Consider the following 11,885-nt stretch of genomic DNA (forward strand, 5'->3'; position numbering starts at 1 on the left):
TGTTGTGTTTTTTAGTTTAACTGCTTCATGGACTTATGTCGTCTTTCCTGCGAACCATAAAAAAGGCCCCTTATCGAGGCCTTGGTAAGTCATTGATGATCAGTGTCCGCTGTTTGCCTTGGGCGGAATGGTTTCATCGAATATCGGCAACGGTTTGTGCTCGGAGGCCAGATAGGTGTAGATCACCGGCAGCACGAACAAGGTAAACAGAGTACCGATGGCAAGGCCTGCCACGATGACGATACCGATGCTGAACCGTTGTGCTGCACCGGCGCCAGTGGCGTAGAGCAGCGGGATCAGACCGGCGATCATGGCGGCCGTGGTCATCAGGATCGGACGCAGACGCACCTTAGCGGCTTGCATCACGGCTTCCATCCGGTTCATGCCACGCAGTAGCTGCTCTTCCTTCGCCACTTCACAGATCAGGATACCGTGCTTGGTAATCAGACCCACTAGCGTGATCAGGCCCACCTGGGAGTAGATGTTCATGGTCGCCAGCCCCCATGCCAGGGCAATCAGCGCTCCGCTGATGGCGAGCGGTACAGAGACCATGATGACCAGCGGGTCACGCACCGACTCGAACTGGATTGCCAGCACCAGGAAGATGATCGCCAGTGCCAGTGCGAAGGTGGCATAGAGCGCATTGCCTTCGGTAACGAACTGACGGGCTTCACCCATGAAGTCGTAACGATAGCCTTGCGGCAGCTTCTCGTCGGCGGTGGTCTGGAACCAGTTGATCGCATCACCCATGGCCACGCCCGGAGCCGGAACGGCACCTATGGTGGCCGAGTTCAGCTGGTTGAAGTGGGGCAGGGCGCGGGGCTCGCCAACCACTTCAATGGTGATCAGGCTGCCGAGGGGGATCGATTTGCCATCTGCGGCTCGCACGTAATAGCCCTTGATGGACTCCGGATTGAGACGGTATTTGCGCTCGACCTGCGGGATCACCTCGTAGGAGCGGCCATCCAGGTCGATACGGTTGACGTAACCGTCCGCCATCATGGTGCCCATGGTGATACCGATATCCTGCATGGTGATGCCGTAGGCACCCGCCTTGTCCTTGTCGATGCGGATCTTCATGGTGGCGGAGTCGTAGTTCAGATCGAGATCCGAATAGACGAACTGACCGTTACTCTGCGCCGCGGCCAGAATTTCACCGGCCACCAGGAACAGGCTTTCGAAGCTGTTCGGGGTGGTGATGACGAACTGGATCGGCAGACCACTCGATGCTCCCGGCAGTTCCGGGAACTGGAAGGTGGTGATGGCCATACCCGGGATGTCTTTCACCAGATTGGCGACCCGATCCAGCACCTCTTTCTGGCTCGCTTCACGTTGGCTCCAGGGCACCATGGAGGCGATACCGAACGCCTGGTTGGCGTTGAACACCCCTGAGAAGACCTGGGAGAAGGCGATCTCGGGCTGCTCGTCCAGGATCTTGTTCACATCCGCCATGGTGTTTTCGATGTAGTCCAGGTTGGCGTTGGACGGTGCGGTACCCAGCACGGCCATTACCCCCTTGTCCTCTGACGGTGCCAGTTCGCTCGGGATGAACTTGAACAGCAACGGCAGGCTGGCGAACACGATGACGGCGAACACCACGATGACGGGGCGCTTTTTCATCACGGCGTGCAGCATGCTGTCGTAGCGATCGGTCATCCGTTCCAGCAGGTGGTGGACCGTGCTCTCGAATTTGCCCGGTTGCTCGTTGGCCTTGAGCATCTTGGAACACATCATCGGTGACAGGGTCAGGGCGATGATGCCCGAGACGAACACGGCACCTGCCAGGGTCAGGGCAAACTCCTTGAACAGGGAGCCGGTGATGCCCCCCATCAGGGCGATAGGTGCGTATACCGCCGCCAGGGTGACCGTCATGGCGATAACCGGCACCGCAATTTCACGGGTACCGATAATGGCGGCCCGGAACGGCTCTTCACCTTCTTTGATATGGCGGTCGACGTTCTCCAGCACCACGATGGCGTCATCCACCACCAGACCGATCGCCAGCACCATCGCCAGCAGGGTCATCAGGTTTATCGAGAAGCCGAACATATCCATCATCATCACCACGCCGATAAGACTGAGCGGAATGGTGATGATCGGGATGATGACCGCGCGGAACGAGCCGAGGAACAGGGTGATGACCACCAGAACGATGGCGGCTGCCTCCAGGATGGTCTTGATAACCTCGTGGATGGACTCGTTGATCGCCACGGTGGAGTCATACATCACGTTGAGACGCATGGTGCTCGGCATATTGCGCTCAAGGCTCGGCAGCAGTGCCAGCACATCGCGGGCGATGTTGATGGGGTTGGCTGTCGGGGCGGCGTTGACCGCCATGACTACTGCTTCGCGACCGTTGGCGCTGGCACGATAGACATCATGGCTCTTCTCGAGGGTTACCTTGGCGATGTCCGCCAGCCGGATCACCTTGCCGTCGCGGGTGGCCACCACCAGTCGCTTCAGCTCGTCGACATCCTTGACCTGGGTCTCGGCATTGCCGTTGAACAGCGTGAAGTAACCAGTCGCCTGACCAGTTGCGGACTGATAGTTGTTGCTGTTGAGCACCGTCATCACATCGCTGGCAGTCAGGTTGAAGGCCGCCATCTTGGCCGGATCCAGCCATACCCGCAGGGCAAACTCGACACCGCCGTAGAGGTCAACCTTGGAGACCCCGCCGACAGTAAAGAGCTGTGGCTTGATAACCCGCTCCAGATAGTCGGTGATCTGGCTGGAGTTGAGCTCCGGGCTGGTAAAGCCGAGGTAGAGCACCGCCGTGGTTGAACCAGTGGAGGAGGTGACCGAGGGGTCTTCCGCCTCTTTCGGCAACTGAGAGCGCACCGAGTTCACCTTCGCCAGTATATCGGACAGCGCGGCGTTGGGGTCGGTATTGAGCTTCATGTATGCAGTGATGGTGGAGCTACCCAGCTGGCTGGAGGAGGTCATGAAGTCGATGTTGTCGGCTTGCGCGACCGCCTGTTCCAGCGGCTGGGTGATGAACCCCTGGATCAGATCAGAACTGGCGCCATAGTAGCCAGTGCTGACGGTGATCACCGTGTTGGTCACCTCGGGGTATTCCCGTACCTGCATCTTGAAGATGGCCTGAAAGCCCAGCAAGGCGATCAGGAAGCTGAGCGAGATCGCCAGCACAGGCCGTTTTATAAATATGTCAGTAAATCGCATCGCAGATCTCCGCGCTTACAGCATCGGGGTTTGTGCCGGAACGGCCAGGGCATCGTTCTCGACCACATGAACCTTGGTGTCGTTGCTCAGGCGAACCTGACCCGACAGTACGATCTGGTCACCGGCCTGGATGCCAGAGAGCACATGCACATCGTTGCCACGGCGCTCACCTGCCTTGACGACTACCTGCTTGGCTCGCAGCACTTTCACCTTGTTACCCTCTTTGTCTGTCTCTTCGCCCTCTTTGAGCACGTAGACATTCTGGCCGTAAAGGGTGAATGAGATGGCTGTTTGCGGGATCACAATCTGATCTTTCACCGTCGGCAGAATGATGCTGGCGCGGGCGAACATACCGGAACGCAGCTGACCGTCGTTGTTCGGAATGTCTGCTTGTACCTGGATCAGGCCGCTCTGGAAGTTGACCGCAGGCTCGATGGCGGTGATGTGACCGTCAAACTGGGTTTGCGGATAAGCATCTACATTAATCTTGATGGTCTGGCCCAGCTTGATTTTGGAGATATCGGTCTGGGGCACGGTGAAGCGCAGGCGCATCACGCTGGTATCCTCCAGGCGCACGATATCTGTGCCTGGCTGCAGATACTGACCGAGGAACACATTGCGCAGGCCGACCACGCCGCTAAAGGGCGCGCGCACTTCACGACGGGCAATGGTCGCCTTCAGACTCTCGATATCCGCTTCCAGCGAACGATAGGCCGCTTCGGCTTCATCCAGCTGCTCTTTGGAGATGGAGCTGGTCTTGTAGAGGTTCTGGAAACGATCGAACTTGGCTTTTGCCGCCGGTAGCTTGGCCTGGGAGGCACGCAGATTGGCACGCTCCACGGTGGAGTCCAGGCTCAGCAGCAGCTGGTCTGCCTTGACCGGTTTGCCTGACTCGAAGGTGATGGCGTCAATGGTACCTGCCAGTTCGGTGGAGAGGGTCACCCCCTGATTCGGCTCGATGAAGCCGATCGCTTCGATGGTCGGTACCCAATCCTGCGCCTTGGTCACCATAGCGGTGACGGGGAACTCGGGTTCCGGCCGGTTGGCCATGTACTGGGCAATCATCTTCTGTTTGAACAAATTGAAGCCGATGACGCTGCCAAACAAGGCGATCGCTATCAGCAACATAATGGCCATCCACTTTTTCATGAACAGGCTCCTGAGGTGGAAAGATTGGGGGATAAAATGGCATTCCAGCTGGCCCGGATCGCGGTTTCCAACTGCGATTCGGTCAGCGTGATGTTGTGAACCCTGCACTGCAGGGCCAGATGCATGACACTGTCCAGACTCAACACCTGGAGTGCCCGTATCGGTAAATCAATAAACAATCCTTGTTCAACGCCCTGTTCAAAAAATCGGTCAAGAGGCTCCCAGGCAGCCAGAATGACAGGATTGGTCTCCAATTCTGCCCCTAGCGGAGAGCTCTCGTACTGCAATTTGCACCGGATAGCGTTGGGTTCGTTAACAAAAATGGCATGAATATTGAGCCATAATTGGCGAAATTGTTGAAATGAAACTTTATCGATTGCTACATCGGCCATGACCATGGGCACACACTGCAAGATAGTGTGCTGGTGCAGTTGCCGGATCAGATCATCCTTGTCGCCGAAGTAACGATAGATGGTGCCGGTGGCAACATTGGCCTTCTTGGCGACTTCTGCAATCGACAGACCATGAAAACCCCGTTCACCCAGCACCTCATGGGCCGCGTTGAAGATGCTCTCTTTTTTATCCAGAATCATCAGTGTGACTTTCGATTGAATGAACGTTCATTCATTCTAGATGGGCATCAAATCAAGTCAAGGCAGCAAGGCGATTTGCGACTGCGATCTGCCCCTTTTTGGCTGTCAGCAGGGGAATAGTGGAAGAAAAGTGCGCAATGTGCTTGAAAAAACAACGAACGGTGTTTCGGTGACAGAAAAGTGTAGACAAACCAGCAACCATCATTAATAATGCGCCCCGTTCGACAGCGTAGCGCCCGTAGCTCAGCTGGATAGAGCGCTGCCCTCCGGAGGCAGAGGTCACAGGTTCGAATCCTGTCGGGCGCACCATCAAAAGTGCGTCGGTTAAACGGGCGTTGTTGTGGAACGAAAACAGCTGTGGTGGCTGTAGCTCAGTTGGTAGAGTCCCGGATTGTGATTCCGGTTGTCGTGGGTTCGAGCCCCATCAGCCACCCCATTTTACAGCTTGTCAGGTACGCGAAGGTGGCGGAATTGGTAGACGCGCTAGCTTCAGGTGTTAGTGCCCCCCGGGTGTGAGGGTTCGAGTCCCTCTCTTCGCACCATACTTGCTGTATGACGAGGATGACCATCAGGTCGTCTTTGTTTTTTGAAGTAAACTATTTTGAAAGAAATAGCCTCGGTGATTAGCGCAGTCCGGTAGCGCATCTGGTTTGGGACCAGAGGGTCAAAGGTTCGAATCCTTTATCACCGACCACATTTAGAAAAACCTCGCTTCGGCGAGGTTTTTTGCTTTCCGGCCTTTACTGCGCCTGCACGCTTTCTCTGTTACGTCTGTTTACACTCTATCAGGGCAGAGTGCCCCACCTTTCGGTTATGCTTCAGCCTCGAGTCACTGACAAACGGATGTCATCGGCCCATTTCAGGCATTTTCCATGAATAACAAAATTTCCCTTGCTTGCTCTCCCGCCCTGCTGGTCGCCTTGTTGCTGGGAGGATGTACCATCAAGCCGCCATCAACCGATGAAATGATGGACTCAATCGCTTCGATACCGTCGGAGGACCGGGTGCTTTCCCCCTTGCTGACCAGCGGTGATTTTTGCGTTGCGGTGTCCCAACAGAAGGTGTTGGCACAACCTTGCAGCGGAAAAGACGATCAACTGTTCGAGTGGGATCTGGGTGAGTTGCGTCTGCAGGATCTCTGTTTGCAAGCCAAAAACGACAGCGAAGTGATGCTGGCATCCTGTGACGGTCAGGCGCAGTGGGAGTGGCAGAAAGACAGGCTGTTCAATAGCAAGGTCTCCCGCTGCCTCGATGTGGCCGGGCGACGTCATACCCCCGGCACGCCGCTGCGGCTGGCCGAATGCTACGGCGGGGCGAACCAGAGCTTCAGCTGGCAGCGGCCCAATCCCTGGCTGGAAACCCTGAAAAAACAAAGCCTCACATGGTGAGGCTTTGTTGAATCTGATGTCGGGCTGAAGAGGCTCAGGCTGCGCTGACGTTCTCCAGCTTGAACAGCTTCTCCAGATAGACGGCGACGCCATCTTCGTCAGAGGTGAGGGTCTGCTCATACTCCGGCAGTGCCATTTTCAGGCGGTCATGGGCGTTGCCCATCACGATACCGCGTCCCACCATGGTCAACATCTCGAAGTCGTTCATGCCATCGCCGAAGGCGATCGCCTCCGACATATCGAACCCGTTCTGCTCCAGCACGGCACGCACCGCATTGCCCTTATGCACCCCGGCGTGCATCACTTCGAGACAGTCCGGCAGGGAGAAGGTGACATTGAGCTGATCGCCATAGCGTTGGTTGAGGTGCGCCTCGATCTTCAGCAGCTTTTCGTGGTCACCGATGTAGAACACCTTGTTGATCTGCTCTTTCGGTTCCTGCTTCAGGTCATCGACCAGACGGTAGGTGAACCCTGACTCGTCGTGGAACTGCAGCAACCAGGGCAGCTCCTCTTCCACCACCCAGTCATCACCCTGATAGACATTGAGGTGGATAGAGGGGTCGCGCTCCAGCGCAATCAGTTCGGCGGCGATCTCGGTCGGCAGCGGCTGGTTGAAAATCAGCTGATCCTGTTTGTCATGGACCACGGCGCCATTGGAGGTAATGAGGTAGATGTCCATCCCCAGCGCATCGCGGAAGCTGCGAACGTCAACGTGATGACGGCCGGTGGCGACCACGAATTTCACACCTTGTTCTACCAGGCGGTGCAGGGTATCCCGGGTACGGGGAGAGATCTGGTGCTGCTTGTTGAGCAGAGTGCCATCGAGATCGGATACAACTACCTTGAACATCATTACCTCGGCATCGATTGAAAACAGGGGCAGTTTACCTTAGCCCGCACTGTCACCCCATTTATTTAGGGTTACAAAAAATAGCCAGCTCAGAAGCGGGCGAAAAAGTCGACCATCGCGGTCAGGGCGGGCTGGCGTTTGTCATCGGATTCGATAAACAGTTCGTGCCAGGCTCCCTCGATGCGCAGCGGTTTGCCCCCTTCGCACTTGGCAATGGTGCAGAAGCGATCCTGCGCGGCATTGTCCACCACGCTGTCGCTGCCAGCTTGCAGCACCAGCAGAGGGGTTTTGATGGCGCCCGCATCGGCGATGGCGGCATCGGCACCAGTGATCCCCTGATAAATCCAGTGGGCGGTCGCGCCACCCAGCTTGATCTGCGGGTGCTGTTCGTAGATTTGGCGGAACGCCTGATAGCGGGACTGGCTGTGAGTCAGCTCGTTATCGGCAAAGCCGTGATCCTGATAGGCGCCCTGACCTGGGCCGTAGGGAGGTTCGCCAATCCAGCCGCCGACCGTGCCTATGGTGGTGGCCAGTCCCTTGGCCAGCCACTTGGGCAGACCGCCGAGATTGATGCCCAGCATGGGGGAGGAGAGCACGGCCGCCTTGATATCATCGGGCCAGCGTTCCAGATAGCGGGCCGAGATGGCGCCGCCCATGGAGTGGGCCAGCAGGAACAGCTTGGCAGGCTGGTCCGCCATGATTATCTGGTCGTGAAACTGCTTCAGATCGACAACATAATCGTCGAACTGGTCGACATATCCCTTCTGCGGGTCATCCAGCATCCGGTCGGACATCCCCTGACCGCGATGGTCGATAAGGTAGAGGCTGTAGCCCTGACGCCAGAGATCCCACGCTAGCTCCTGATACTTGAGGTAGCTCTCGACCCTGCCATTGACGATCAGGATGGCGCGATCGACCTTGGCTTGCCGTAGCGCAGCATAGCGGATGGTCACCCCATCCTTGCCCTTGAACTCCCCTTCAACCGCATGCTGGCGCCAGAAGTCGGGCAGGGTTTGCTGGTAGAGGCTGGGTACATCGGCTTCGCTGGTGAGCTGATAGGTATTGGTCACGGCAAGGGCTCCGGCAGAAAACAGGGTCAGGGCCAACAGGGAAAGAGAGAGGGGTTTCATCAGGCACACTCCTGTTGCCAATGGTGATAAAGGGCGGCGATATCCCCCGAGCAGAGTAGCGCCATGCTGGCTTGCAAGCGGGGCAGGGGCCAGTCCCACCACTGCATCTCTTGCAGCATGAGGATCTGCTCATCGCTGAAACGGCGGCGGATCGGTTGGGCCGGGTTGCCGCCGACTATGGTGTAAGGGGCCACATCCCTGGTCACCACGGCGCGGGTGGCGATGACGGCGCCGTCACCTATGGTGATGCCGGGCATGATCATCGCTTCCGAGCCGATCCAGACATCGTTGCCAATCCGGGTGTCTCCCTTGCGCAGAAAGCCGCTGCGGGCCCCTTCGCCAAAGGTGTCGGGGTTGAACGGGAAGGTGGAAACCCAATCCAGCCGGTGGCCCTGATTGCCCGCCAGCATGAAGGTGGCGCCCGAGCCGATGGAGCAGAACTTGCCGATGATCAGCCGATCCACCTCGCCCCAGAGGCCGCTCTCCCAGGTGTCGCGGGTCGAGCCATCGCCGAGCAGGTAACGGACGCAGTGATCCTCGAACGGCTTGCCGTGGTAGTAGCCGGAGTAGTAGCTGTAGTCGCCGGCCTCTATGTTCGGGTTGGTCAGGTGATCCCGGATGATTTGCGATTCCAGCCAGCTGCCAAAAGGGTTCTCCATCACTCCTCCTGTAGGTCGTCCTGCTCGCTCTGCTGCGCCCACCCTTTGCGGGTCAGCTGCATCCGCTGCCACCACTCTTCGTCCGCCAGAATTTCACCGGCCGGGCCGAGCTGGGGGTAGGGCATTTCTTTCTCTTTGCAGAGCTGGGCATAGATAGGATAACCCCCCTCGAACAGGATGCTGTTCTGCTCCTCCAGCGTGAGCGGGCAGCCGCGCTGATAGCAACCGGCCAGCTCGCGCTGACGCTGCGCTTCGTAGAGGATGGCGGCGGCAGCCACCGAGACGTTGAGGGACTGCACCATGCCCACCATGGGAATGACGATATGGTGGTCGGCCAGCGCCAGCGCCTCTTCACCGATGCCGTGTTTCTCCTGACCCACCAGAATGGCGGTCGGTTTGGTGTAGTCGATAGCGCGAAAATCGACGGAGCTGTCGGAGAGGTGAGTCGCCAGGATCTGCATGCCGGAGGCTTTCAGCTCGGCAACGGCGCTGCCGATGTCCGGGTGCAGTTTTACATCCACCCAGTTCTGGCTGCCGCGGGCGGTGCCCTTGCGCTTGTGGATCCAGGTTTTGGGCCAGACGGCGTGTACCCGGTGGATGCCGATGGCATCGGCGGTACGCACGATGGCGGCCAGATTGTGGGGTTTATGGACCTCTTCCATGCAGACGGTCAAATCGAGCTGACGCTGGGCCAGCATGTCGGTGATGCGCTTGAAGCGTTCGGGGGTCATGGCTTGTCTCTATAAAAGCAGCAGGCGGCTTGCGCCGCCTGTGTTCAGTTCTTCTGTCGGCTCACCTTGAGCACGTTGGGCATCACGCGGATCTTGCGCATGATGTTGGCCAGGTGGATGCGGCTCTTGGTTGTGATGAGCAGGCTGACCTGATAGACCCGGCCATCCTTCTCTTCGGTGCTGATGGCGTGAATGTTGGCGCCGGTGGCGGCAATCACGTTGGCCAGCTCGGCCAGCGCACCCTGATGGTTGATGATCTCGATGCTGATACCGGTGCGGAACTCCTGCTCCTGCTCCTTGTCCACTTCCCACTGCACTGGCAGGTACTTGTCCGGCTCCTTGCTGTAGCCCTTGATGTTGCGGCAGGCTTCCTGGTGGATCACCAGACCCTTGCCCGGACTGATATGGGCGATAATGGCATCTCCCGGGATGGGGCGGCAGCAGTTGGCGAAGGTGACCAGCATGCCGTCGGCACCCTTGATCGGCATCTTCTTGCTGCTGGACTTGGGTTGCTCTTCCGGCGGCAGTTCATCCCCCAGCATGCGGCGCGCCACCATGACACTCATGGCGTTGCCGAGGCCCACATCGGCCAGCAGTCCCTGCAGATTCTCATGTTTGGTATCGGCGAGCACCTGCTTGATGCGCGGCTCGGGGATGTCTTCGATATTCTTGGCGCCCAGCGCATGGTTGAGCAGGCGGCGACCCAGCACCACCGACTCTTCGGTGCGCAGGTTCTTGAGGAACTGGCGGATCTTGGAGCGAGCCTTGGTGGTCACCACGAAGTTGAGCCAGGCTGCATTGGGGCGAGCCCCCGGCGCCGTGATGATCTCCACCGTCTGGCCCGAGTGTAGCGGGCTGCTGAGCGGGTAGGGGTGGCGGTCGACCCGCGAACCGACGCAGGCGTGGCCGATGTCGGTGTGCACCGTATAGGCAAAGTCCACCGGCGTGGCGCCAGCGGGCAGCTCCATGATGCGTCCCTCCGGCGTGAACACGTAGATCTCGTCGGGGAAGAGGTCGGTTTTGACCCCTTCGATAAATTCAAAGGAGCTGCCGGCGCTCTGCTGCAATTCCAGCAGGCTCTGCATCCAGCGCTGGGCGCGGATCTGGGCCGTGGTGCCCGAGCTGTCGCCATCCTGCTTGTAGGCCCAGTGGGCAGCAACCCCTTTGTCGGCCATCTGATCCATGAACTCGGTGCGAATTTGCACCTCGACCGGTACCCCGTGCGGCCCCACCAGCGAGGTGTGCAGCGACTGGTAGCCGTTTGTCTTTGGGATGGCGATGTAATCCTTGAAGCGGCCGGGGCGCGGTTTGTAGAGGCTGTGCATCTGCCCCAGCACCCGGTAACAGGTATCTATGTCCTTCACCTTGACCCGAAAGGCGTAGATATCCATTACCTCATGAAATTGCAGCTCTTTTTTCTCCATTTTGTTGTAGATGGAGAACAGATTCTTCTCGCGGCCACTGACCTGATGTTCGATCCCCGCCTCTTTCAGGCGACCGCTGATTTCGCTCTGGATGGAGTCGATGATCTCGCGGCGATTGCCACGGGCGCGGCGCACCGATTCGCGCAATACCCGCGATCGCATCGGATAGAGCGCCTCGAAGCCCAGCTCTTCCAGCTCGTTCTTCATGGTGTGAATACCGAGGCGGTTGGCTATTGGGGCGAAGATTTCGAGGGTTTCCCGGGCAATGCGGCGGCGCTTGTCCGGCCGCAGCGAGCCCAAGGTGCGCATATTGTGGGTGCGGTCGGCCAGCTTGATCAGAATGACCCGGATATCCTGGGTCATCGCCATCACCATCTTGCGGAAGTTCTCGGCCTGAGCCTCTTTGCGATCGCGAAACTTCAGCTTGTCGAGCTTGGAGACCCCGGCCACCAGCTCGGCGACCGCATCGCCAAACTGTTCGGCCAGATCGGCCTTGGTGATCGGAGTATCCTCGATGACATCGTGCAGCACGGCGGCCATCAGGGTTTCATGATCGAGGCGCATGTCGCCCAGGATTCGGGCAACGGCAACAGGGTGGGTGATGTAGGGTTCGCCACTGGAACGCATCTGACCCTGGTGGGCATCACGGGCCACCACATAGGCTTGCTTGAGCTTCTCAACCTGCTCTGGTGGCAGGTAGGAACTGGCTATTTCTTTAAGGTTTTCAAATAAATACAAGACAGTCCCCGCAGCGGTGAAACGGCAATTCGTGGAATTGAGG

The 11,885-nt window shown here is 58.2% G+C and carries 9 protein-coding genes and 4 tRNA genes; 5 read left to right on the forward strand and 8 right to left on the reverse strand.

The features are described 5' to 3' along the window. Positions 1–99: 99 nt before the first annotated feature. Genes G5154_RS18575 through G5154_RS18585 form a run of 3 tightly spaced genes read right to left on the reverse strand, consistent with a single transcriptional unit; the run spans position 100 to position 4,922 of the window. A complete protein-coding gene (locus G5154_RS18575; protein ID WP_337073431.1) occupies positions 100–3,180 on the reverse strand; it encodes a multidrug efflux RND transporter permease subunit in 3,081 nt (1,026 codons plus the stop codon). A 15-nt stretch (positions 3,181–3,195) separates the two neighbouring features. Further along, the gene (locus tag G5154_RS18580) at positions 3,196–4,329 is read right to left on the reverse strand and encodes an efflux RND transporter periplasmic adaptor subunit (RefSeq protein WP_005355753.1); all 1,134 of its coding nucleotides are present in this window, start codon (positions 4,327–4,329) and stop codon (positions 3,196–3,198) included. Further along, on the reverse strand, positions 4,326–4,922 hold the full coding sequence (locus tag G5154_RS18585) for a TetR/AcrR family transcriptional regulator (RefSeq protein ID WP_005339267.1): 597 nt from the start codon (positions 4,920–4,922) through the stop codon (positions 4,326–4,328). Before G5154_RS18585 ends, G5154_RS18580 begins: the two co-directional genes overlap by 4 nt. Before the next feature lie 232 nt (positions 4,923–5,154). On the opposite strand from G5154_RS18585, the gene G5154_RS18590 reads away from it, so the two are divergent. The 5 genes from G5154_RS18590 (at position 5,155) to G5154_RS18610 (ending at position 6,310) form a co-directional block, all read left to right on the forward strand. Further along, positions 5,155–5,231, forward strand: a tRNA-Arg gene (locus G5154_RS18590). Positions 5,232–5,282: 51 nt separating this feature from the next. After that, positions 5,283–5,358: transfer RNA gene (locus G5154_RS18595), tRNA-His, on the forward strand. Positions 5,359–5,378: 20 nt separating this feature from the next. Beyond that, positions 5,379–5,464: transfer RNA gene (locus G5154_RS18600), tRNA-Leu, on the forward strand. Between the two features lie 75 nt (positions 5,465–5,539). After that, positions 5,540–5,616, forward strand: a tRNA-Pro gene (locus tag G5154_RS18605). Positions 5,617–5,794: 178 nt separating this feature from the next. Further along, positions 5,795–6,310, forward strand: a complete 516-nt coding sequence (locus tag G5154_RS18610; protein WP_421251496.1) for a ricin-type beta-trefoil lectin domain protein — start codon at positions 5,795–5,797, stop codon at positions 6,308–6,310. A gap of 34 nt (positions 6,311–6,344) precedes the next feature. Here G5154_RS18610 and G5154_RS18615 read toward each other — a convergent pair whose 3' ends face one another. The 5 genes from G5154_RS18615 to spoT form a co-directional block, all read right to left on the reverse strand. Further along, positions 6,345–7,160: a Cof-type HAD-IIB family hydrolase gene (locus tag G5154_RS18615; protein ID WP_421251511.1), complete on the reverse strand. Its 816-nt coding sequence runs from the start codon at positions 7,158–7,160 to the stop codon at positions 6,345–6,347. 89 nt (positions 7,161–7,249) lie between these two features. Continuing rightward, positions 7,250–8,290, reverse strand: a complete 1,041-nt coding sequence (locus G5154_RS18620; protein ID WP_421251497.1) for an alpha/beta fold hydrolase — start codon at positions 8,288–8,290, stop codon at positions 7,250–7,252. Then, positions 8,290–8,949, reverse strand: coding sequence for a CatB-related O-acetyltransferase (locus tag G5154_RS18625; protein ID WP_216979785.1), 660 nt, complete (start codon positions 8,947–8,949; stop codon positions 8,290–8,292). Before G5154_RS18625 ends, G5154_RS18620 begins: the two co-directional genes overlap by 1 nt. Next, positions 8,949–9,680: a tRNA (guanosine(18)-2'-O)-methyltransferase TrmH gene (gene trmH, locus G5154_RS18630; protein WP_216979784.1), complete on the reverse strand. Its 732-nt coding sequence runs from the start codon at positions 9,678–9,680 to the stop codon at positions 8,949–8,951. The genes G5154_RS18625 and trmH overlap by 1 nt, the downstream gene beginning before the upstream one ends. 44 nt (positions 9,681–9,724) lie before the next feature. After that, a complete protein-coding gene (gene spoT / locus G5154_RS18635; protein ID WP_421251498.1) occupies positions 9,725–11,842 on the reverse strand; it encodes a bifunctional GTP diphosphokinase/guanosine-3',5'-bis pyrophosphate 3'-pyrophosphohydrolase in 2,118 nt (705 codons plus the stop codon). Between the last annotated feature and the right edge of the window lie 43 nt (positions 11,843–11,885).

Source organism: Aeromonas sp. 600527, from assembly GCF_049175415.1.
GTDB lineage: Bacteria > Pseudomonadota > Gammaproteobacteria > Enterobacterales > Aeromonadaceae > Aeromonas > Aeromonas veronii_A.